This window comes from Chromobacterium sp. Panama (genome assembly GCF_003052555.1).
Lineage (GTDB): Bacteria > Pseudomonadota > Gammaproteobacteria > Burkholderiales > Chromobacteriaceae > Chromobacterium.
In genome coordinates, this window is sequence record NZ_QARX01000001.1 from 3,607,717 (window position 1) to 3,628,936 (window position 21,220).

Here is a 21,220-nt window from a genome sequence, read left to right on the forward strand (position 1 = left end):
ACTATATCAATTTTCCTGCGGCTTGGCAAATTGCCCTGAATGAACCGGCGTCCAGAGATGCCCCTCCAACAAGGGCTCCGTCGACATTTTCAGTCGCCAGAATCGCTTCGGCATTCTCTGCCTTGACACTGCCGCCGTAGAGGACGCGAATATTATCGGAGGCCTTGACGTTTTGCAAGCACCAATTTTTGATCGCGCCGTGGATTTCGGCGATTTGCGCCAGCGTCGCCACCTTGCCGGTGCCGATGGCCCAGACCGGTTCATAAGCCACAACGTATTCACCATGGTCTATCTCGGACAGAAGCGCAAGCTGATCTCTAATCACCTCCAACTGACGGCCCGCCTCGCGCTCGTCCAGCGTTTCCCCGACGCACAGCACCGGCACCAGGCCGGCGGCGATGGCGGCGCGCATCTTCTTCAGTAGAACCGCGTTGCTCTCGCCAAAGTACTGGCGGCGCTCCGAGTGGCCCACCAGGGTGTAAGCGCAGCCGATGTCGGCCAGCATCGCGGCGCTGGTCTCGCCGGTGAAGGCGCCGTCCTGATCGAAGGCGCTGACGTCCTGCGCGCACAGGCGCAAGGCCTGACCGCGCAGCCGCTCGCCCAGGCCGGCCAGGTAGACCGCCGGCGCGGCCACGCCGACCCAGTCGCGGTTGCTCGTCTCGTCCGCCAGCAGCGCCTGCAGCAGCGTCTGCGCGCTGTCGGCGCGGGTATTCATCTTCCAGTTGCCAATCACCAGCTTGCCGGCCATCTCCGCCTCCCGCGATTCTTGAATATCCGCCGATTATATCCGCAGCCGCCATCTTGGCTCAAACCGGCATCCGGCTGATGTTGATTGTCCGCAAACGAAGCCGTTTCGACGACTTGTAATATTCCTGAAAAATTTCAGCCTTAGCATGCGCCCATCACCACGCACCTCATCCATTCTCAGGAGTAGGCATGAAACAGTCTGTTCGTCTGGCCGCATCGTTTGTACTGGGTTCCGTCTGCCTGTCCGGCGCGGCCGTGGCCGCCGACATCACCGGCGCGGGCGCCACCTTCCCGTACCCGCTGTACGCCAAATGGGCCGCCGCCTACAAGGCCGGCACCAATAATAATCTGAACTATCAATCCATCGGTTCCGGCGGCGGCATCAAGCAGATCCAGTCCAAAACCGTGGATTTCGGCGCGTCCGACATGCCGCTGAAGCCGGAAGAGCTGGAAAAATCCGGACTGACCCAATTCCCCACCGTGATCGGCGGCGTGGTGCCGGTGCTGAACGTGCCCGGCATCACCCCGGGACAAGTGAAGTTCACCGGCCCGCTGCTGGCCGACATCTACCTGGGCAAGGTGTCCAAGTGGAACGACCCGGCCATCGCCAAGCTGAACCCCGGCGTCAAGCTGCCGGACCTGCGCATCTCCGTGGTGCGTCGCTCCGACGGCTCCGGCACCACCTTCATCTTCACCAACTACCTGTCCAAGGTCTCTCCGGACTGGGCCAAGGAAGTGGGCTCCAACACCGCGGTCAGCTGGAAAGGCAACCCGGTGGGCGGCAAGGGCAATGAGGGCGTGGCCAACTACGTGACCCGCATCAAGGGCGCGATCGGCTACGTGGAATACGCCTACGCCAAGCAGAACAAGCTGGCCTTCGGCCTGATGCAGAACCAGGCCGGCAGCTTCGTCAAGCCGGACGAGTCCAGCTTCAAGGCCGCCGCCGCCAACGCCGACTGGAAAAAAGCGCCGGGCTTCTACCTGCTGCTGACCAACCAGCCGGGCAAGGACAGCTGGCCGATCGCCGGCGCCACCTTCATCCTGATGCACAAGAAGCAGGACAAGCCGGCGCAAGGCGGCGAGGTGCTGAAGTTCTTCGACTGGGCTTACAAGAACGGCGACAAGACCGCGCTGGATCTGGACTACATCCCGATGCCGGACGCGATCAAGGGCGTGATCCGCGCCAGCTGGAAGCAAATTGCCGACAACGGCGGCAAGCCGGTGTGGAACTGAGCCGCATACAATGCACGCAAGCGGCCGGGGACGCGCTCCCCGGCTTTTTGTCTGATAAATGAGCATGCATATGCAAAAGTTGAGCAATCCGCAGCAAATCAAAACCCAGTTATTGCTGGACAATCTGTTCCGCTGGGTCACCCGTTTTTTCGCCTTCCTGGTGCTGGCCTTGCTGGTGGGCATCCTGATTTCGCTGTTGATCGGCGCGCTGCCGAGCATCCACGCCTTCGGCTTCAAGTTTCTGGTCACCAGCGACTGGGACCCGGTCAATGAGCGGTTCGGCGCGCTGGTGCCCATCTTCGGCACCCTGGCCACCTCTTTCATCGCCTTGCTGATCGGCGTGCCGGTCAGCTTCGGCATCGCCCTGTTCCTGACCGAGCTGTGCCCCACCTGGCTGAAGCGGCCGCTGGGCATCGCGGTGGAACTGCTGGCCGGCATCCCGTCCATCATCTACGGCATGTGGGGCCTGTTCGTGTTCGCGCCCATCTTCGCCGACCACGTGCAGCCGCTGCTGATCGACACCCTGGGCGAGGTGCCGCTGCTGGGCGTGCTGTTCCAGGGCGCGCCGATGGGCATAGGCATTTTCACCGCCGGCCTGATCCTGGCCATCATGATCATTCCCTTCATCGCCTCGGTGATGCGCGACGTGTTCGAAGTGGTGCCGGTGATGCTGAAGGAGTCCGCCTACGGCCTGGGCTCCACCACCTGGGAAGTGGTGCGCTACGTGGTGCTGCCCTATACCAAGACCGGCGTGGTCGGCGGCATCATGCTGGGCCTGGGCCGCGCGCTGGGCGAGACCATGGCGGTGACCTTCGTCATCGGCAACTCCACCCGTTTCGCCGCCGGCCTCTTCGAGCCGGGCAATTCCATCGCCTCCTCGCTGGCCAATGAGTTCGCCGAGGCCAACGGCGAGCTGTATCTCTCCTCCCTGATTCAACTGGGCCTGATTCTGTTCTTCATCACCTTCGTGGTGCTGGCGTGTTCTAAACTGCTGTTGCTGCGCCTGAAGAAACAGGAAGGTCGTCCTTCCTGAGCATGAGAGACGCTAACCGCATGAGCCAAACCGTTATGAATTCCGCCCTGCGCCCGCCCCAGTCCGCCATCGCCGCCAAAGCCGACAGCAGCGTCTATCGCCGCCGCCGGCTGGTGAACCGCGTCAATATGGGCGCCTCGATGTTCACCATGGCCTTCGGCCTGTTCTGGCTGTTCTGGATTCTGACCACCCTGTTGCAGCACGGCCTGTCCGGGCTCAACTGGGAGGTGTTCACCTCCAGCACCCCGCCGCCGGGCAGCACCGGCGGCCTGGCCAACGCCATTTACGGCAGCCTGATGATGACCGGCTTCGGCACCTTGTTCGGCACGCCCATCGGCATTCTGGCCGGCATCTATCTGGCCGAGTTCGGCCAGCGCGGCTGGCTGGCGCCGGCCACCCGCTTCATCAACGACATCCTGCTGTCCGCGCCGTCCATCGTCATCGGCCTGTTCATCTACGAAGTCTACGTGGTGTCGGTCGGCCACTTTTCCGGCTGGGCCGGCTCCTTCGCACTGGCCATCCTGGTGATTCCGGTGGTGGTGCGCACCACCGAGAACATGCTGCGCCTGGTGCCGGGCAGCCTGCGCGAAGCCGCGTCCGCGCTGGGCGCGCCGCAGTGGAAAGTCACCTTGCACGTCACCCTGCGCTCGGCCAAGGCTGGCGTGCTGACCGGCATCCTGCTGGCGGTGGCGCGCATTTCCGGCGAAACCGCGCCGCTGTTGTTCACCGCGCTGAACAACCAGTTCTTCAACAGCAATATGAACCAGCCGATGGCCAACCTGCCCATCGTGATCTTCCAGTTCGCGATGAGCCCGTACGAGGACTGGCACAAGCTGGCCTGGGCTGGCTCCCTGTTGATCACCTTCAGCGTGCTGACGCTGAACATCGTTGCCCGCTGGATGGGCAGCCAGAAAAACCAATCGCATTAAGGCTTGCAGACCATGGCTGAAATCCACTCCAAGCTTCAGGTCAAGAATCTGAACTTCTTTTACGGCAATTTCCACGCGCTGAAGAACATCCAGCTGGAAATCGCCTCGCGCAAGGTCACCGCCTTCATCGGCCCGTCCGGCTGCGGCAAGTCCACGCTGCTGCGCACCTTCAACCGCATGTACGAGCTCTACCCCGGCCTGCGCGCCGAGGGCGACATCCTGCTGGACGGCCACAACGTCCTGGGCCGCGACGTGGACGTCAACCTGCTGCGCGCCAAGGTGGGCATGGTGTTCCAGAAGCCCACCCCGTTCCCGATGTCCATCTACGACAACATCACCTTCGGCGTGAAGCTCTACGAAAAACTGTCCAAGGGCGAGATGGAGGACCGGGTGGAATGGGCGCTGCGCAAGGCCGCGCTGTGGGACGAGGTCAAGGACAAGCTCAAGCAGTCCGGCAACTCGCTGTCCGGCGGCCAGCAGCAGCGGCTGTGCATCGCGCGCGCGGTGGCGTCCAAGCCGGAAGTGCTGCTGCTGGACGAGCCCACTTCGGCGCTGGACCCGATTTCCACCGCCCACATCGAAGAGCTGATTCATGAGCTCAAAGAGGACTACACCATCGCCATCGTCACCCACAATATGCAGCAGGCGGCGCGGGTGTCGGACTACACCGCCTATATGTATCTGGGCGAATTGATCGAGTTCGGCGACACCGACTCCATCTTCACCACCCCGCAGAAGAAGGCCACCGAGGACTACATCACCGGCAAGTTCGGCTGATTCCGCCCCGGCTCGCAGACCGCCGTCATGACCGTTTCCGGCATGACGGCCGTTGGCGTTTCCACACGGGCAAAAGCACATGACGGCGGCAAAAAACAGCTTAAATCCGCCGTTCTCCCAGCCCGGTCTGTCAAGGCGATTCCGCATGCTTTTCCGGCAAATGCGACACCATTTATTTTTTTTTTATAAGTACTTGACGGCATTGGCCTTGGACACAACAATCCCGCCTTTACGATACTGCGTGCACATTTCACCATGTTGGACCTGTTTTCCGGGCTTGAGACCCACGTCGCCATCACCTTGGTGCTTTCCCTGGGCTTCGTGCTCGCCTTTGAGTTCATCAACGGCTTCCATGACACCGCCAACGCGGTGGCAACCGTTATCTATACCCAATCGATGAAACCGCGTCTCGCGGTGTTCTATTCCGGCATTTTCAACTTCCTCGGCGTGATCACCGGCGGCCTCGCCGTCGCCTACGCCATCGTGCACCTGCTGCCGGTGGACCTGCTGATCTCGATCAACACCACCCGCGGCATGGCCATGGTGTTCGCGCTGTTGACCGCCGCCATCGCCTGGAACCTGGGCACGTGGTATTTCGGTCTGCCCGCTTCCAGCAGCCACACGCTGATCGGCGCCATTTTGGGCGTGGGCGTGGCCAATAGCCTGATCCACGGCACCTCGCTGTCCCACGGCATCAACTGGAGCAAGGCCATCGACGTCGGCGCCTCGCTGCTGGCCTCGCCCGTGGTGGGCGCCTTGCTCGCCGCGCTGATCGTCATTCTGCTGCGGCGCTACCGGCCTCACAGCAATGTGCACAAAACCCCCTACCAACGCCAGCAGGTGGAAGGCCGCAAGCATCCGCCGTTCTGGACCCGCTTCATGCTGATCGTGTCGTCCATGGGTGTCAGCTTCGCCCACGGCTCCAACGACGGCCAAAAAGGCGTGGGCCTGATCATGCTGGTGCTGATCGGCATCGTGCCGGCCAAATTCGTGCTGGATCTGGACAGCACGCCTTACCAGCTGGACCGCACCCGCGACGCCGCCATTCACCTGCAGAAGTTCTATGAACGCCATCAGGTCGAACTGAGCAAGATCATCGTGCCGTCCAAGGGCAGCAGCCAGTACGAGTGCCATCCGCTGGAAACCGGCGACACCGTCAAGCGCCTGCTGAGCACCATGGGCGACGGCGGCGACTACCACGCGCTGAGCTCGGAACAGCGTTGGAACGTGCGCACCGAGCTGCTGTGCCTGGACGACGCCGCCAAGAAGGCCTCCGCGCTGCCCAAGCTGTCCGCCGACGACAAGCAGATGCTGCAGAACCTGCGCAAGGATCTGACCACCACCACCGAATACGCGCCCACCTGGGTGATCGTCGCCGTGGCGCTGTCGCTGGGCATCGGCACCATGGTGGGCTGGCGCCGCGTGGTGAAGACCGTGGGCGAAGGCATAGGCAAGAAGGACATGACTTACGCCCAGGGCGTGTCGGCGCAGATGACCGCCGCCATCTCCATCGGCCTCGCCAGCCAGTTCGGCTTCCCGGTGTCCACCACCCAGGTGCTGTCCAGCGCCGTGGCCGGCACCATGGTGGCGGACAAGGCCGGCCTGCAGATGTCCACCATCCGCTCCATCGCGCTGGCCTGGCTGTTCACCCTGCCGGTGTCCATGCTGCTGGCGGGCGGACTGTACTACGTGGCCTCGCTCTGGCTGTAATCAAGTCCGGTCACGGTCTTTCAGCCTCTGTTTAAGGCTGCCGGAAAAAAACAAAGCCACCGCATCGCGGTGGCTTTTTCTTTTGGCATTTCCGCCCGGAAAATTTTCGATTGACCTGGGTCAAGCTTTAAGCCCGGATTGCTTGTGCCAATATTTTATAAATTGCTAATATTTGCTCGCTTCATCATGGTTTCTCCTTTGTTGTTTGCAGCAATCCCTTTGCGCCTCAGCCCCCCAGCCGAGGCGCTTTTTTTTTGCCCGATTCATGGCGCACTCAAGCCTTGAGAAACTGCTCGCGCCCCGCCAGCCAACGGTCCAGATGAGCGTCCACCGCCTGCGGATGGCGCTCCAGCAGCAAGGGCGCCAGCTCGCGCGCCGCTTCCAGCAGTTCCAGATCCTCTTCCAGGTTGGCGAAACGCAGCATGGGCAGGCCGCTCTGACGCGCGCCCAGCAGTTCGCCGGGGCCGCGGATCAGCAAATCCTGGCGCGCGATCTCGAAACCGTCAACATTCTCGTAAATCACTTTCAAGCGCGCCTTGGCCAAGTCCGACAAGGGGTTGTCGAACATCAGCACGCAGACGCTGCGCGCGCTGCCGCGCCCCACCCGGCCGCGCAATTGATGCAACTGGGCCAGGCCCATGCGTTCGGCGTGCTCGATCACCATCAGGCTGGCGTTGGGCACGTCCACGCCCACCTCGATCACCGTGGTGGCCACCAGCACTTGCAGCTCGTTGCGGGCGAAGGCCGCCATCACCGCCGCCTTTTCGTCCGCCTTCATCCGGCCGTGCACCAGGCCCACGCCCAAATGCGGCAGATCGGCGGTCAGTTGCTGGTGGGTGTCCACCGCGGTCTGCAATTGCAGGGTTTCCGATTCTTCGATCAGCGGGCACACCCAATAGGCCTGCTGCCCGTCGGCGCAGGTTTTGGCCACGTGGGCGACGATCTCCTCGCGGCGCGCGCTATTGATCAGCTTGGTGACGATGGGCGTGCGCCCGGGCGGCAATTCGTCTATCACCGACACGTCGAGGTCGGCGTAGAAGCTCATCGCCAGCGTGCGCGGAATCGGCGTCGCCGACATCATCAGCTGATGCGGCTCGCCTCCCTTCTCTTTCAGCGCCAGCCGCTGGCCCACGCCGAAGCGATGCTGTTCGTCGACGATGACCAGGCCCAGGCGCTCAAAAGCCACCTCGTCCTGGAACAGCGCGTGAGTGCCCACCGCCAGCCGCGTTTCACCGCTGGCGATGGCCGCCATCGCCTCCTGTTTCTGCTTCTTGCGCAGGCTGCCGGCCAGCCAGCGCACCGGGACGCCCAGCGGCTCCAGCCAGGCGGACAGCTTGAGGAAATGCTGCTCGGCCAGGATTTCGGTCGGCGCCATCAAGGCCACCTGGTAGCCGGATTCGATCGCGGTCAGCGCCGCCAGGGCCGCGACGATGGTCTTGCCGCTGCCCACGTCGCCTTGCAACAGCCGGTGCATCGGGTGCGGCTGGGTCAGGTCGGCGCGGACTTCCGCCAAGGCGCGTTGCTGCGCGCCGGTCAGCGTGAACGGCAGGCGCTCGGCCAGCGCCCGGCTCAAGGCGCCGTCGCCGCGCAAGGGCGGCGCGCGGCCCAGCCTGCGCGCGCGATAGGCCAGCCGCATCGACAGCTGCTGCGCCAGCAACTCGTCGAACTTGAGCCGCTGCCAGGCCGGCAGGGCCGGATCGGCCAGCTGGCCGGCGCTGTAGTCCGGCGTCGGCAGGTGCAGCAGGCGGATCGCCTCGGCGAACGGCGTCAGCCGCAGCGGCGCGGCCAGCTCCTCCGGCAGCGTCTCGCCCAGCGGCTGGCTGTCCAGCTCGGCGTGGATCAGCTTGCGCAGCGCCGGTTGGGTCAGGCCGTTGACCGTGGGATAGATGGGCGTCAGGCTGTCCGCCAGCGGCGCGCCGTTGCCCACTTCGCGGATCTTGGGATGCACCATCTCGTCGCCGGCGAAGCCGCGGCGGATCTCGCCCAGCGCGCGCACCCGGTTGCCGGTGGTGAATTGCTTGACCTGGTTGGGGTAGAAATGAATGAAGCGCAGCACCAGGCTGCCGCTGGCGTCCTCGATGCGCGCCACCAGTTGGCGGCGCGGTCGGAACTGGATCTCATGGGCGATCACCTCGCCCTCCACCAGCACCGCCTGGCCGTAAGGCGCGTCGGCGATGGCGTACAGATGGGTCTCGTCCTCATAGCGCAGCGGCAGATGCAGGACCAGATCGAAACGGCGGCGTATGCCCAGCTTTTCCAGCTTCTTGGCCAGCGCCGGCGCCACGGCCGGCGGCTGATTGGCGGGGTCGATTAGGGAGCTCATCAGCAGCGATTGTACCCAATAAAGAAAAAGGCGGAAGCTGTTCGCGCTTCCGCCTTGCTCACGCGCGCCGCGTCGCGGCCCTTGCGCTTACTGGCGCTCCCACACCTGGGAACGGAAGAAGGGGCCGATGTAGCCGCGCACGCGCAGCTTCTTGCCGTCTTCGATCAGCTTGGCGCCGGAGGTGTAGATCTTGCCGGACTTGGGATCCAGGATTTTGCCGCTGCCCCACTCGGCGCCGTCCTTCTTCAGGCCCCACAGGATTTGCATGCCGTTGACCGGCTTGCCTTTGCGGTCCCCTTCGCACTTGTCGCACACCGCTTCCGGATTGGCGAACAGCTTGATGATCTTGCCGTTCAGCTCGCCGCCGGCGCTTTCGGTGATCTGCACCAGGGCCTTGGCCTGCTTGGTTTCGTCGTCTATCGTCTTCCAGACGCCGGCGGCGCTGTCGGCCAGCGCCATCTGGCTGAACAGGCCCAGCGCGGACGCCAGGCAGGCGGCTTTGGCGAATTTGCTCATCTTGATTTCCTCGCGAATCGGACCGCGAGGCCGCGCCGCGAACGGGCGGCCGCAGCGGCCTTTTAATTATCTGAACGCCGCCCCGGAACCGCCGGCACGCCGAAAAGAAACGTTGGTTTGGAGCAGCGGCTCTAGGATGCCAACAGCCAATGCCGACGTCAAGAATGGAAACGAGGGACGATGCAACTCACAGGGAGATCTCGCCGCGGCCTATCCGCAACACCCGCCCGCCCACCAGAATCTCGCCCGCGGCGTCCACTTGCAGGTGCAGTACATTGGGCCGCGCCAGCGCCGCGCCCTGCTCCACCCGCCACTGCAAGGGCCCCAGGCCGTTGAGCGCGCACCAGCCGCCCAGATTGGCGCAGGCCGAACCGGTGCCGGGATCTTCCAGCACCGCGCCCTGCTGTTCGAAAAACAGCCGCACGGTGGCGACGCCGCCGTCCTCATGCCACAGATAGGCGACGCTGCGCCCCGGCCGCAAGGTGGCGTCGCGCAACAGCAAGGCGTGCACCGGGCGGGCGCGCAGCACCGCGCCGGCGCTGGCGGCGCGGATCAGCAATTGTTCGCTGCCGGTGTCCACCCATGTCGGCTCCAGCGCGATGTCCTCCTCGTCCAGCCCCAGCATCGCCGCGGCCTGGCCGCGGCTGAGGCCGGCGTCGCGCGCGCTTGGCGGATTCGCCCGCAAGGTGTAAACGCCGTCGCTGTGGAGGATGGGGATCAGGCCGGCGTTGGTGCGCAACTGAAAGCGGGAATCCAGTTCGCCGCGCCAGTGCAGCACCGCCGCCGCGCCCAGGGTGGGATGGCCGGCGAAGGGCAGCTCCTGGCTGGGCGTGAAGATGCGCAAGCGCGCCGCCGCTTCGCCGTCCGGAAACAGGAATACGGTTTCCGACAGATTCATCTGTCTGGCCAGGAGCTGCATCTCGCGCTCGTCCAGCCCGCTGGCGTCGGTGAACACCGCCAGCGGATTGCCGCCGAAGCGCTCCTCGGCGAACACATTGACCAATTCGAACGAATACCCGCTCATGCCCCCTCCTGGAATCGATGACACGCCGCCGCGGCCAGTTTCTCTTCCACGCCGGCCAAGCGCTCGGCCAGGGATTTCCTGGCCGGCGCCGCCGCCGCGGACTGCCGCAAGCGCCGTTGCTGAAGCTCCAGACCATGACAGCGGCGGCGCGCTTTGTCCAGTTCCCGCGCCTGCGCGCGCTCGTCGCGGCGTTGCTGCGCCTGGCGCCTCCTGGCCTCGCGCGCCTCGTCGGCGGCCCAGCGCCGGCCTTGGTCCTGGTACTTGGCCGCCTCGCGGCGCTGGCGCTCGTCTTGCTCCACCACATTGAGCGGCGGCGGCTGGAAGGTTTCCGCCGCGCCGCCGTCGGCGCAAGCCCGATCGCTGTAGGCCAGCCGGCCGTCCACGCTCCGACATTTGTAAACCTGGGCCCAGGCCAGGCCCGGCAGCAATAGCAATAGCGCGATCCGGACTCTCATGCGACCTCCGCGGCGAAGATGAGGGACACGGATAGTTAACATGAAAAAAGGCGGCCTGGGCCGCCTTGTGGTCTGACATTTGGAGCAGTTGGGCCGCTCAGAACCTGTTTACGATCTCGCGAGCCAAGGCGAGACAAGGCGAAAACGGCTGAAAAAGCGGAATGTACACACGGTACATGAGCATTTTGAAGACGTACTCACCGTGCCACGTCTCACGAAGCGCAGCAGATCGTAAGCAGGTTTAGAGTACCAGAACCGCTTCCGCTTCCACCAATACGCCCTTGGGCAGGCTGGCCACGCCGACGGCAGCGCGCGCCGGGAAGGGCTGGCTGAAGTACTGGCCCATGATTTCGTTGAAGGTGGCGAAATTGGACAGGTCGGTCAGATAGGCGTTGAGCTTGACGATCTGGTCCAGGCTGCCGCCGGCGGCTTCGCACACGGCCTTCATGTTCTTGAACACTTGATGGGTTTCAGCGGCGAAACCGCCTTCCACCACGTTCATGGTGGCCGGGTCCAGCGGGATCTGGCCGGACAGGTAAACGGTGTTGCCGGCTTTCACGGCTTGCGAGTAAGCGCCGATGGCGGCCGGAGCCTTGTCGGTGTGGATGATTTCCTTAGCCATTATTCATCTCCTTCTTTCAGGAACAGGGTTAATAAATCATTGAGGAAACGCTGGCCCTTGAGCGTGGGCCGCAACATCACGGCGTCGCACGCGATCAGGCCTTGCGCCTCGGCTTGCGTCAAGGCGGATTGTATGACGGACAGCGGCAGGCCGGTGCGCTCCTGGAACAGGCGCAATTCGAAGCCTTCGGTCAGCCGCAGCAGATTCATCATGAATTCGAAGGGCAGTTCGCTCCGCCCCACCTTGCGGCTATTTTGCAGGGGCTTGCCCTCGGCCACCGCCTGAAGGTAGGCGGCCGGCTGCTTGTAGCGCATCTGGCGCACGATGCCGGCATGGCTGCTGATCTTGCCATGGGCGCCGGCGCCGATGCCGATATAGTCGCCGAACTGCCAGTAGTTGAGATTGTGGCGCGCGCGGCGGCCCGGCCGCGCGAAGGCCGAGGTCTCGTAATGCTCAAAACCGGCGGCGGCGAGCCGGGCTTCTATCGCCTCCTGCATGTCGGCGGAGACTTCGTCGTCCGGCAGATTGCGCGGCGTCTCCACGGCGAACAGGGTGTTGGGTTCTATCGTCAGATGGTAGGCGGACAGATGGGTGATGCCGTAGGACAGCGCGGTGTCCAGATCGGCCAGCGCTTCGTCCAGGGTCTGCCCCGGCAGCGCGTACATCAGGTCCAGATTGACGTTGTCGAAGTGGCTCAGCGCGATGTCGATGGCGCGACGCGCTTCCTCGCCGTCGTGAATGCGGCCCAGCGCCTGCAAATGCGCCGGCTTGAAGCTCTGGATGCCGATGGACAGCCGGTTGATGCCTGCCTCGCGGTAGCCGCGGAAACGCTCGGCCTCGAAGGTGCCGGGATTGGCCTCCATGGTGATTTCCGCGTCCGGCTGCAGCCGCATACGCGCGCGCACGCCGGCCAGCAGCGCGTCCATCGCCTGAGGCGAGAACAGGCTGGGGGTGCCGCCGCCCATGAAGATGCTGCTCAGCGGACGGCCCCAGACCTCGGGCAGGCTGAATTCCAGATCGCGCAGCAAGGCGTCGACATAGGCCATCTCGTCGAAGCCGCTCTTGGGCTCGTGCGAGTTGAAGTCGCAATACGGGCATTTGCGCACGCACCACGGGAAATGGATGTAGAGCGACAGCGGCGGCAGCTCTTTCAAGCCGACTTGACCGCCCAGCCCAAGCGCGGACAGCGAAATCTTGCTCACCTGCACGTCGCGGCTCCTTGCGGCTCCAGCCGCGCCGGCCGGGCGCTGAACGAAGGGACCCGCTTCATGCCAGCGCGCGCAGCTTGGCCAGCAGCGCTTGCAGCGCCTGGCCGCGGTGGCTGACGCGGTTTTTCTCCGCCGCGTCCATCTCCGCCACGCTACAGCCGTGCTGCGGCAGCCAGAAATGCGGGTCGTAGCCGAAGCCGCCGGCGCCGGCCGCCTCGTCGCGCACTTCGCCGAACCACATGCCGTCCGCCACCAGCGGCTGCGGATCGTCGGCGTGGCGCACCAAGACCAGCACGCAGTAATACCAGGCGCGGCGATTGGCCTCGCCCTGCAGCGCCGCCACCAGCTTGGCGTTGTTGGCGGCGTCGGACTTGGGTTCGCCGGCGTAGCGAGCCGAGTACACGCCCGGCGCGCCGGACAGCGCCTCGACGCAGATGCCGGAGTCGTCGGCCAGCGCGGGCAAGCCGCTCACGCGGCTGGCGTGACGCGCTTTTTCCAGCGCGTTTTCCAGGAAGGTGTGGTGCGGTTCCGGGCATTCCGGCACTTGCAGTTCCACCTGCGGAATCACTTGTATGCCCAGCGGCGCCATCAGCGCGGCGAATTCCTTCAACTTGCCGGCGTTGTTGCTGGCCATCACTAATTTGTCGAACATGAGAACTCCATCGAATGCGACGCAGCCCCGACGATGCCGGGGCTGCGGAATATCTATTAAAGACAAGCTTAACGGCTGACCTTCACTTCCGTCCACATCCGCGCCAGCGAACGCCGCTCCGCCGGCGTCAGTTCGCGCAGCACCGTCCATTTTTTCACGGTGTCCGGCGTCGGATCGATCACCGGATGGCTTTTCAAATCCGCGCGGAAAAAGGGCGCGGCGGTCTTGACCGGATTGGTGGCGCCGTTGAGGTTGGTCAATTGGGCGGCATTCTTGCCGTCCAGCATGAAGTTGATGAACTGATGCGCCAGGTCCGGGCGTTTGGCGCTGGCCAGCACCGCCATGGTGTCCACGCCCAGCTCATTGCCTTCCTTCTGCGCCACATTGGCGATGCGGAAGCGGCGCTTGGCCTGGCGCGCGTCCTCGGCGGCCTGGAAGAACTCGGTGGAGTAGCCCAGCGACACCCAGATATTGCCCACCGCCAGCTCTTTCAGATAACTGGCGTTGGAGAAGGTGGCCCAGTAGGGCTTGGCCTGCTTGATCACCGCCTGCGCCGCGCGATAATCGGCCTGGCTGGCGGTGTTGGGGTTCTTGCCCAGGTAGAACAGCGCGGCGGCGAACACCTCGCGCGAGCTGTCCAGCACCGTGACCTTGCCCTTGATCTTCTGCAGCACCTTGGGATCGAAGATCACCGACCAGCTGTGCGGGTCGATGCCCAGTTTCTGCAGACGCTCCGCGTTGTAGCCGACCGAAGTCAGCGACAGCACCGTGGGCACGGTGTAGCGGTTGCCCGGATCGTAGCTTTGGGACAAATAGGCCGGGTCGACATTCTTCAGATTCGGCAATTTGGCGTGATCCAGCGGCCGCAGCAGCTTCTGCTTGCTCATCGCCTCGATCACGAAGCTGGACGGAAACACCATATCGTAGCCCTTGGCCCCGGCCGCCAGCTTGGCCAGCATTTCCTCATTGTCGCCGTAGTAATTCTGCACCACGCGGCAATCACAGCTTTTCTCGAACTGGCGGAGGATGGCGTCCGACAAGGAGCCGCTCCAGTTATAGATGTGCAAGACGTCCTTGGGTCCGGCCCAGACGGCGGACGACAGGATGGAGGACAATAGGACAAGCTTCAGCGGTTTCAATTCAGATTCACCTCCAGACGGCCATGACCAGCATGGCGAACAGAAAAGGCGGCAAGCCGCCATGGCGGGCTCCCCCTTGGGAAGTCCCGCGACTTGGAACCTGTTCACGATCCGCAGCGCTTCGCGGGAGCTGACGCGGCGTCGAGACGCTCTTGCGCCACGCGCGGCTTCCGCCTTGTCTCGCACTTGCTCCTTGGATCGTCAACACGTTCTTAATATGGCGGCGTCGGGCCCTGCCTCAGCAAGAACAGCGCTCTCGCCTTGCTACAGCAGACCCCGGCGCCGCGAATCCGTTCCTGGCCGCGGCGGCCAGGCGGTTTATTCTGTTGATTCCGCGCGGCGGGCGGCGCCCAGCGTCGCTTCCAAGGCCTGTTGCAGCAGACGCTCGTCGGCGCCGTCCAGCAGTTTGGCGTCGGACAGCATGCGCCGCCAGTTTCTCGCGCCGGGAATGCCCTGGAACAGGCCCAGGATGTGGCGGGCGATATTGCGCGTCTTGTGGCCCTCGGCCAGGCGCGCCGCCACATAGGGCATCATCGCGGCCACCACCTGTTCACGCTCCGGCGCGGCGCCGGCGCCGTAGTAGCGCTGGTCCCAATCGGCCATCAGCCAGGGATTGTGGTAGGCCTCGCGCCCCACCATCACGCCGTCCACATGACGCAGATGCTCGTCGATCTCGGCCGGATTCTTGACGCCGCCGTTGATCAGGATTTCCAGATCCGGACGCTCCTGCTTCAGCCGGTAGACGTAATCGTACTTCAGGGGCGGGATTTCGCGGTTTTCCTTGGGGCTCAGGCCCTTGAGGATGGCGTTGCGCGCATGGACGATGAAGGTGCGGCAGCCGGCGTCCGCCACCTGGCCGACGAAATCGCTCAGGTAATCGTAATGCTCGATGCGATCGATGCCGATGCGGTGCTTGACCGTCACGTCGATGGACACCGCGTCGCGCATCGCCTTGACGCAGTCGGCCACCAATTGCGGCTCGGCCATCAGACAGGCGCCGAAAGCGCCCTTTTGCACACGCTCCGACGGGCAGCCCACGTTCAGGTTGACCTCGTCGTAGCCCCATTCCGCCGCCAGCCTGGCGCATCGCGCCAGCTCCGCCGGCTCGCTGCCGCCCAGTTGCAGCGCCAGCGGGTGCTCCGCCTCGTCGAAACGCAGATGGCGTTCGACGTCGCCGTGCAGCAGCGCGCCGGTGGTGACCATCTCGGTGTAGAGCCAGGCATGCCGGGTGATCTGACGCGCGAAATAGCGGTAGTGACGGTCGGTCCAATCCAGCATCGGCGCCACCGACAGCCGGCGCGACGGCAGGCCGCCGCTCTCCGGAACCCTAGAATGCTTCACTCCGCTGTCCTGCATCGTATCCCTATCCACCCGAAAGCCAATCGCCGCTCAGCGTTGGCGGCCAGCCGGCCCGCCATCGCGCTAAGCGTTTGAAAAAAGGCATGAATTATCCTCCCGTAGCCGATCCAGGGTCAAGCATTGAGACAAAAACGCCGAGCAATCAAGTAGATGCGTCGCACAGCCCCAGGCAATTCCTCGCCGCAGGCAACTTTTTCAAAAATTGAATTTCATAAGCTTTAGTCTTGGCGAGCGCTTCTTCGCGCCGAGCGCGCCCTGGCAGGGGCGTCCGACGCGCAATTCATTACTAACAAAAACCATTCACAAATGAATATATTCACAAAAAGATATCCCAGCCTCCACGGCTGTCCGCAGGTCCGGCCTCGCCGCCGGACCTGCGTCGCCAGCGGCAAGACGGGCCTGCCCGTCATTCCGGATGCCTCCACTTCAGCACAAGGTTGAACCATGTCCAAACCACTTTCCCTGCGCCTGCCGGCGCTGATGCTGTTGCCAGCGCTGCTGAGCGGCTGCCTTGAGCAGCCCAGCGTCGAGCAGCAAGCCGCGCGCATCGTCGAACAGATGAGCGTTCGCGAGAAGATCGGCCAGAAAATCATGATGGCCTTCCGTTACTGGTGCCCGGACGATCAGCCCGCCTGCACCGCCGGCATGACCGAACTGCCGGACGCCGCCAGCCGCGCGCTGCGCGACAACGCCATCGGCGGCGTGATTCTGTTCGCCAACAATCTGAGCGATTTGCAGCAAACCCGCCGTCTGTCCGAGCAGATCCGCCGGGCGCGGCCGCAGAACAGCCCGGTCAGCCTGCTGATCGGCTCGGACCAGGAAGGCGGCAATGTCTTCCGCCTACCGCGCCCGCTGGCCACCAGCTTCCCCGGCAATATGGCGCTGGGCGCCGCCTATGAAGCGACGCGGGACAGCAACCTCGCCCGCGACTCCGGACGCGTGCTGGCCGCCGAGATCCGCGCCGTCGGCTTCAACGTCAACTTCGCGCCGGACGTGGACGTCAACAGCAATCCGCTCAATCCGGTGATCAATGTCCGCGCCTACGGCGACGATCCGGCCACCATCAGCCTGCTGGGCCAGGCCACGACGCAGGGCATGCGCGAGCAAGGCGTGATCGGCTCCTTCAAGCACTTCCCCGGCCACGGCGACACCGCCACCGACTCCCATTACGGCCTGCCGGTGGTGAACAAGTCGCGCGCCGACGCCTACGCCATCGACCTGGCGCCCTACCGCCAGGCCATCGCCTCCGGCCAGCCGCCGGAGATGATCATGACCGCCCACATCCAGTACCCGGCGCTGGACAGCAGCCAAATCACCGCCCGCAACGGCGAACGCATGATCGCGCCGGCGACGATGTCGCGCAAAATCCAGCACGATCTGCTGCGCGGCGAGATGCGCTACCAGGGCGTCACTGTCACCGACGCGCTGGACATGAAGGGCATCAGCGATTTCTTCGAGCAGGCCGACGCGGTGATCAAGGTGTTCCAGGCCGATGTGGACATCGCGCTGATGCCCACGGAGTTCCGCACCGCCGCGCAGGCCGGCCGGCTGCGTCAATTGATAGACCAGGTGGCCGCCGCGGTGGCGGACGGTCGGATAGACCGCGCCGAACTGGACCGCTCGGCGCGGCGCATCGTGGCGATGAAGCTGCGCAACGAGGTTACCCCGGCCGGCGAGGCCAAGCCGCTGCCGGCGCTGAGCACCATAGGCGGCGCGGAGCATCGCGCGGTGGAAGCTAAAATCACCCGGCAATCCATCACCCTGCTGCGCAATCAGGGCGCGGCGCTGCCGCTGCGCTCGCCCAGCCAGCGCATCTTCATCCTGACGCCCTGGGGCGAACAGGCCGAGGCGATGCGTCGCCGCTTCGATGAAAAGGGCTATCGCCAGGTCAGCGGCGCCAAATTGAGCGCCACGCCGTGGGAGGCGCAGAAACAGGCGATCGATCAGGCCGACGTGGTCGTCATCGGCACCCTGGCCACCGGCGTCAGCCCGGTGGAACGCAACGGCGACCCCAACGCGCCGGCCATCGCGCCGCGGATGAAGCGCAGCCTGCAAGCCGAGCCGGCGCCGGCCGCCGGCAACGGTTCCCTGGTCTTCAATGTGGCGGAAGACCTGCCCGCGCTGCGGACCCGCTTCGCCCGCAGCCTGTCCGCGCCGCCGCTCAGCGAGGCGCAGCAAATGCGCAATGCGATGGAATACGCCAAGCGGCAAGGCAAGAAGCTGATACACGTGACCCTGCGCGCGCCTTACGACGTGATCAATTACGACGATCTGGCCGACGCCACGCTGGCCACCTACGCCTACTACGGCTATGAGAACGGCCTGCGCGGGCCGTCCATGCCGGCGCTGGTGGACGTGATGCTGGGCGCGAATCCGCCCGGTGGCAAGCTGCCGGTGGCCATCCACGCGCTGGACGAAAACGGCCAGCCGGGCGCGCTGCGCTACGCGCGCGGTTTTGGGCTGAGCTTCTGACGAAGCATCGCTCTTCTTACCCCTCCTCCTGCGCACCGCGGCCCTCCGGCCGCGGTGTTTTCTTTTGTCCCTGCGGCGGGCGGCTCCGCCGCCCCAAGGCATTCGCATTGAAATAGACACAATTTATACTGTATGAATATTTTGTGCGCTGCAGTATCATGAGCCTGAACCGACGGCTGAAGACGCCCGCACAACAGGGCCGCAAGCCGCTCGGAACCGGGCTACCCTCAAATAAGAAAGCAAGCGCATGGCCATAGAATCCAACGCCGTCCTACCGGACTTCGCCGCGTGGAGCATGTCCAAGGACTTTCCCAGCGGTCATCAAGTCGGCCGCCACCAACACCGCGAAGGCCAGCTGATTTTCGCCGTTTCCGGCGTGATGGAACTGTCCACCGCCGACGGTCTGTGGCTGGTGCCGCCGCAGCGCGGCGTCTGGATGCCGCCCGCGGTGGAGCACAGCATGCGCGCCCGCGGCACGGTGTCGCTGCGCACCCTGTACATCCAGTCCCCGCACTATCTGGCGCAATTGCCGCGCCACTCCAAAGCCATCGCCATTTCGCCGCTGATGCGGGAACTCATCATCCGCCTGATGCGCACGCGCGGCATTCCCCATGCCGATCAAAAAGAAGGCCGCTTGCTGGACGTGCTGATCGACGAAATCGAATGGTCGGGGGAAACGGCCTTGCCGCTGCCGCCGCTGAGCGATCAGCGTTTGCAGCGGGTGTGCTCGGCGATTCTGGCCAATCCCGGCGACCGGCGCGGGCTTAACGAATGGGCGGAACTGGTGGGCGCGTCCAGCCGCACGCTGGCGCGGCTGTTCCAGCAGGAGCTGGGCGTGTCTTATCTGTACTGGCGTCAGCAAGTGTGCGCGATCTCGGCCCTGCCGCGGCTGGGCGCCGGCGAGCCGGTGACCCTGATCGCCTCCGATCTGGGTTATGAAACGCCCGGCGCGTTTTCCTCCATGTTCCGCCGCATCATGAACGCGGCCCCCAGCCAGTACTTCTCCTGATCCCATCCGCGGTTCAAAGCCCAGCCGGCAAGAGCGAGGCTTTGAACCGCCTCTTTTCCGCCCCGCGGACCCGCGCGCCGACACGGCTTTGCCGCAGCGCAGCATAATTGTCCGTTTTGAAGCAGCAATTGTCCGCTTGCAAGAAGCCTGAACCAAACCGTTTCAATATGATAAATGGCTATTGAAACCGCCGTCTGGCCAGGTGACCATGTCCCATCCCAACTACGACGCCAAACGCTATTGGCTGCTGATTCTGGCCGCCACCTTTTTGTTCGGCTCCACCTTTCCCACCTCCAAGATCGTGTTGTCGGAAATGCCGCCCTTGTGGGCCGCGGTGGCGCGTTTCACCGCCGCCGCCGCCGGCATCGTGCCCATTCTGCTGTGGCAGCGCTTCCGCTATCCGCGCGCCTTCGTCCGCCCTCGCCCCTGGGGCGTGCTGGCCTTGATCGGCCTGTTGCAGACCGCCGGATCGATGGGCTTTCTCAATATCGGGCTGCGCAGCACCACCCCGGCCAAGGCCGCCATTCTGATGGCCTGCACCCCGCTGATCGTGGCCTTGATGTCGCGGCTGGCGCTGAAGGAAAAAATCCACCCTCTGGCCGCCGTCGGCCTGGTCCTGGCCTTCTTCGGCGTCGCCGTCTGCATCGGCCTGAACAAGCTGGACGGCTTCGGCGCCGGCGACGCGCTGGTGCTGTGCGGCGCGGCCTGCTGGGCGGCGTCCACGCTGGTGATCAAGGGCAGCCGCATCGTGATCAACGTCTGGGCGCTGACCTTCTGGCAGATGCTGGTGGGTTCGGCCTGCCTGGCGCTGCTGGCCTGGGCCGGCGGCGAAGTCCCGACACTGCCTCACAGCGAGCGGGTGCTGGCCGCCTTCCTGTGGCTGGCGCTGCCGGCCACCACCGGCGCGATGGCGCTGTGGTTCATGGCGCTGGACCTGGGCGGCGCGGTGCGCACCAGCGGTTTCCTGTTTCTGTCCCCGCTATTCGCCACCCTGATTTCCTTCGCCGCCTTCGGCTATTCGCTGTCGCTGCATGAGCTGATCGGCGGCGTGCTGATCGGCGTCGGCATTTATCTGGTGTCCAAGCGCCCGGACGCCGCCGCGCAGCCGCAAACCGCGCCCGTCGGCGACAAGATCTGAACACCGCAGCTTTTTCCTCTTTCATTCACATGAGCGTTCCCACCATGCAAAAACTCATCATCACCGCCGCCGTCAACGGCGGCATCACCAGCCGGCAGAAACATCCCGGCGTACCGTTTTCGCCGGAAGAAATCGCCCAGGCCGCCTATGAATGCTGGAACGCCGGCGCTTCGGTGGTCCACATCCACGCCCGCAACCCGGACGGCACGCCCAGCTACGACGCGGACATCTACGGCGATATCGTCCGCCGCATCCGCGAGCGCTGCGACATCCTGATCAATCTGAGCACCTCCGGCCTCAATCTGCCGCCGCAACTGGAGAAGAAGGAAGCCTGGAACCATCTGTCCTTCCGTCCGGACATCGCCTCCTTCAACTGCGGCTCGGTCAACCACGGCAGCAAGCCCTTCATCAATCCGCCGGAGCTGGCCCGCGCGCTGGCGCTGGACATCCGCGAATACCGCGCCAAGCCGGAGATCGAGGTCTATCACCAGGGCATCATCGGCGAGGCGCTGAAACTGCAGGAAGACGGCTATCTGAGCGGCCCGCTGTGCTTCAGCTTCGCCATGGGCATACAGGGCGGCGCGGCCGCCACCTGCAAAAACCTGCTGCATTTCGTCGAAAGCATTCCGCAGGACAGCGTGTGGTCGGCGCTGGGCATAGGCAAACACCAGCTGGCGATCAATCTGCACACCCTGCTGCTGGGCGGCCATGTGCGCACCGGCCTGGAAGACAACGTCTATTACCGCTACGGCGAACTGGCCCGAGACAACGCCCAATTGGTGGAGCGCCTGGCGCGCCTGGCCGGCGAAGTCGGCCGCGAGATCGCCTCCCCCGCCGAAGCCAAGCAAATTCTGGGCATCCACTAAAGGACACA

20 protein-coding genes are annotated in these 21,220 nt (G+C 64.4%); 10 read left to right on the forward strand and 10 right to left on the reverse strand.

The genetic code is table 11. The annotated features are described in order from the left end of the window. Nucleotide 1: 1 nt before the first annotated feature. Nucleotides 2–748 carry a triose-phosphate isomerase gene (tpiA, locus tag DB032_RS16350; protein ID WP_107800406.1) on the reverse strand — a complete coding sequence of 249 codons (747 nt, stop codon included), beginning with the start codon at nt 746–748 and terminating at the stop codon, nt 2–4. 188 nt (nt 749–936) lie between these two features. Here tpiA and pstS point away from each other — a divergent pair, with 188 nt between their 5' ends. The 6 genes from pstS to DB032_RS16375 all read left to right on the forward strand — a co-directional run bounded on the left by pstS (nt 937) and on the right by DB032_RS16375 (nt 6,429). Continuing rightward, nucleotides 937–1,980: a phosphate ABC transporter substrate-binding protein PstS gene (gene pstS / locus DB032_RS16355; protein WP_107800407.1), complete on the forward strand. Its 1,044-nt coding sequence runs from the start codon at nt 937–939 to the stop codon at nt 1,978–1,980. Nucleotides 1,981–2,050: 70 nt separating this feature from the next. Next, entirely contained in the window at nt 2,051–3,013 is a 963-nt protein-coding gene (gene pstC, locus DB032_RS16360; RefSeq protein ID WP_107800408.1) for a phosphate ABC transporter permease subunit PstC, read from the forward strand. 35 nt (nt 3,014–3,048) lie between these two features. Then, a complete protein-coding gene (gene pstA / locus DB032_RS16365) occupies nt 3,049–3,942 on the forward strand; it encodes a phosphate ABC transporter permease PstA (protein ID WP_233246796.1) in 894 nt (297 codons plus the stop codon). A 12-nt stretch (nt 3,943–3,954) separates the two neighbouring features. Further along, nucleotides 3,955–4,719 carry a phosphate ABC transporter ATP-binding protein PstB gene (pstB, locus tag DB032_RS16370; RefSeq protein WP_043590752.1) on the forward strand — a complete coding sequence of 255 codons (765 nt, stop codon included), beginning with the start codon at nt 3,955–3,957 and terminating at the stop codon, nt 4,717–4,719. Nucleotides 4,720–4,746: 27 nt separating this feature from the next. Continuing rightward, the gene (locus DB032_RS24190; RefSeq protein WP_158274327.1) at nt 4,747–4,908 is read left to right on the forward strand and encodes a hypothetical protein; all 162 of its coding nucleotides are present in this window, start codon (nt 4,747–4,749) and stop codon (nt 4,906–4,908) included. A 66-nt stretch (nt 4,909–4,974) separates the two neighbouring features. Further along, entirely contained in the window at nt 4,975–6,429 is a 1,455-nt protein-coding gene (locus DB032_RS16375) for an inorganic phosphate transporter (protein WP_107800410.1), read from the forward strand. 274 nt (nt 6,430–6,703) lie between these two features. On the opposite strand, the gene recG is transcribed toward DB032_RS16375, so the two are convergent. The 9 genes from recG to dusA all read right to left on the reverse strand — a co-directional run bounded on the left by recG (nt 6,704) and on the right by dusA (nt 15,709). After that, nucleotides 6,704–8,752 carry an ATP-dependent DNA helicase RecG gene (recG, locus tag DB032_RS16380; RefSeq protein WP_107800411.1) on the reverse strand — a complete coding sequence of 683 codons (2,049 nt, stop codon included), beginning with the start codon at nt 8,750–8,752 and terminating at the stop codon, nt 6,704–6,706. An 87-nt stretch (nt 8,753–8,839) separates the two neighbouring features. After that, a complete protein-coding gene (locus tag DB032_RS16385) occupies nt 8,840–9,268 on the reverse strand; it encodes a DUF2147 domain-containing protein (protein WP_107800412.1) in 429 nt (142 codons plus the stop codon). Nucleotides 9,269–9,455: 187 nt separating this feature from the next. Further along, nucleotides 9,456–10,292: a PhzF family phenazine biosynthesis protein gene (locus DB032_RS16390; RefSeq protein WP_107800413.1), complete on the reverse strand. Its 837-nt coding sequence runs from the start codon at nt 10,290–10,292 to the stop codon at nt 9,456–9,458. Continuing rightward, nucleotides 10,289–10,747: a DUF4124 domain-containing protein gene (locus tag DB032_RS16395; RefSeq protein ID WP_158274328.1), complete on the reverse strand. Its 459-nt coding sequence runs from the start codon at nt 10,745–10,747 to the stop codon at nt 10,289–10,291. Before DB032_RS16395 ends, DB032_RS16390 begins: the two co-directional genes overlap by 4 nt. 241 nt (nt 10,748–10,988) lie before the next feature. Beyond that, nucleotides 10,989–11,369, reverse strand: coding sequence for a RidA family protein (locus DB032_RS16400; protein WP_043642167.1), 381 nt, complete (start codon nt 11,367–11,369; stop codon nt 10,989–10,991). After that, nucleotides 11,369–12,556 (reverse strand): radical SAM family heme chaperone HemW, encoded by a 1,188-nt coding sequence (gene hemW, locus DB032_RS16405; protein ID WP_370445219.1) that lies wholly within the window; start codon nt 12,554–12,556, stop codon nt 11,369–11,371. Before hemW ends, DB032_RS16400 begins: the two co-directional genes overlap by 1 nt. A 79-nt stretch (nt 12,557–12,635) precedes the next feature. After that, nucleotides 12,636–13,229, reverse strand: a complete 594-nt coding sequence (rdgB, locus tag DB032_RS16410) for an RdgB/HAM1 family non-canonical purine NTP pyrophosphatase (RefSeq protein WP_107800416.1) — start codon at nt 13,227–13,229, stop codon at nt 12,636–12,638. 68 nt (nt 13,230–13,297) lie between these two features. Continuing rightward, nucleotides 13,298–14,368: a PotD/PotF family extracellular solute-binding protein gene (locus tag DB032_RS16415; RefSeq protein WP_107800417.1), complete on the reverse strand. Its 1,071-nt coding sequence runs from the start codon at nt 14,366–14,368 to the stop codon at nt 13,298–13,300. A 318-nt stretch (nt 14,369–14,686) separates the two neighbouring features. Then, nucleotides 14,687–15,709, reverse strand: coding sequence for a tRNA dihydrouridine(20/20a) synthase DusA (gene dusA, locus DB032_RS16420; protein ID WP_255411658.1), 1,023 nt, complete (start codon nt 15,707–15,709; stop codon nt 14,687–14,689). Nucleotides 15,710–16,171: 462 nt separating this feature from the next. On the opposite strand from dusA, the gene DB032_RS16425 reads away from it, so the two are divergent. From DB032_RS16425 to DB032_RS16440, 4 genes are all read left to right on the forward strand, one after another. After that, nucleotides 16,172–18,199 carry a glycoside hydrolase family 3 protein gene (locus DB032_RS16425; RefSeq protein WP_107800419.1) on the forward strand — a complete coding sequence of 676 codons (2,028 nt, stop codon included), beginning with the start codon at nt 16,172–16,174 and terminating at the stop codon, nt 18,197–18,199. Between the two features lie 247 nt (nt 18,200–18,446). Beyond that, nucleotides 18,447–19,208, forward strand: coding sequence for a helix-turn-helix domain-containing protein (locus DB032_RS16430; RefSeq protein ID WP_199225921.1), 762 nt, complete (start codon nt 18,447–18,449; stop codon nt 19,206–19,208). Nucleotides 19,209–19,416: 208 nt separating this feature from the next. Then, nucleotides 19,417–20,346 carry a DMT family transporter gene (locus tag DB032_RS16435; protein ID WP_107800420.1) on the forward strand — a complete coding sequence of 310 codons (930 nt, stop codon included), beginning with the start codon at nt 19,417–19,419 and terminating at the stop codon, nt 20,344–20,346. Nucleotides 20,347–20,390: 44 nt separating this feature from the next. After that, nucleotides 20,391–21,212 (forward strand): 3-keto-5-aminohexanoate cleavage protein, encoded by an 822-nt coding sequence (locus DB032_RS16440; RefSeq protein ID WP_048415426.1) that lies wholly within the window; start codon nt 20,391–20,393, stop codon nt 21,210–21,212. Nucleotides 21,213–21,220 lie beyond the last annotated feature (8 nt).

What these genes read in the sequence shown, in the direction of transcription:
- tpiA (WP_107800406.1), bottom strand. Translation starts at nt 748, where the DNA reads ATGGCCGGCAAGCTGGTGATTGGCAACTGGAAGATGAATACCCGCGCC.
- DB032_RS16400 (WP_043642167.1), bottom strand. Translation starts at nt 11,369, where the DNA reads ATGGCTAAGGAAATCATCCACACCGACAAGGCTCCGGCCGCCATCGGC.
- pstC (WP_107800408.1), top strand. Translation starts at nt 2,051, where the DNA reads ATGCAAAAGTTGAGCAATCCGCAGCAAATCAAAACCCAGTTATTGCTG.
- recG (WP_107800411.1), bottom strand. Translation starts at nt 8,752, where the DNA reads ATGAGCTCCCTAATCGACCCCGCCAATCAGCCGCCGGCCGTGGCGCCG.
- pstS (WP_107800407.1), top strand. Translation starts at nt 937, where the DNA reads ATGAAACAGTCTGTTCGTCTGGCCGCATCGTTTGTACTGGGTTCCGTC.
- pstB (WP_043590752.1), top strand. Translation starts at nt 3,955, where the DNA reads ATGGCTGAAATCCACTCCAAGCTTCAGGTCAAGAATCTGAACTTCTTT.
- DB032_RS24190 (WP_158274327.1), top strand. Translation starts at nt 4,747, where the DNA reads ATGACCGTTTCCGGCATGACGGCCGTTGGCGTTTCCACACGGGCAAAA.
- DB032_RS16390 (WP_107800413.1), bottom strand. Translation starts at nt 10,292, where the DNA reads ATGAGCGGGTATTCGTTCGAATTGGTCAATGTGTTCGCCGAGGAGCGC.
- DB032_RS16375 (WP_107800410.1), top strand. Translation starts at nt 4,975, where the DNA reads ATGTTGGACCTGTTTTCCGGGCTTGAGACCCACGTCGCCATCACCTTG.
- DB032_RS16435 (WP_107800420.1), top strand. Translation starts at nt 19,417, where the DNA reads ATGTCCCATCCCAACTACGACGCCAAACGCTATTGGCTGCTGATTCTG.
- DB032_RS16395 (WP_158274328.1), bottom strand. Translation starts at nt 10,747, where the DNA reads ATGAGAGTCCGGATCGCGCTATTGCTATTGCTGCCGGGCCTGGCCTGG.
- DB032_RS16385 (WP_107800412.1), bottom strand. Translation starts at nt 9,268, where the DNA reads ATGAGCAAATTCGCCAAAGCCGCCTGCCTGGCGTCCGCGCTGGGCCTG.
- DB032_RS16440 (WP_048415426.1), top strand. Translation starts at nt 20,391, where the DNA reads ATGCAAAAACTCATCATCACCGCCGCCGTCAACGGCGGCATCACCAGC.
- DB032_RS16430 (WP_199225921.1), top strand. Translation starts at nt 18,447, where the DNA reads ATGGCCATAGAATCCAACGCCGTCCTACCGGACTTCGCCGCGTGGAGC.
- DB032_RS16425 (WP_107800419.1), top strand. Translation starts at nt 16,172, where the DNA reads ATGTCCAAACCACTTTCCCTGCGCCTGCCGGCGCTGATGCTGTTGCCA.
- pstA (WP_233246796.1), top strand. Translation starts at nt 3,049, where the DNA reads ATGAATTCCGCCCTGCGCCCGCCCCAGTCCGCCATCGCCGCCAAAGCC.
- rdgB (WP_107800416.1), bottom strand. Translation starts at nt 13,229, where the DNA reads ATGTTCGACAAATTAGTGATGGCCAGCAACAACGCCGGCAAGTTGAAG.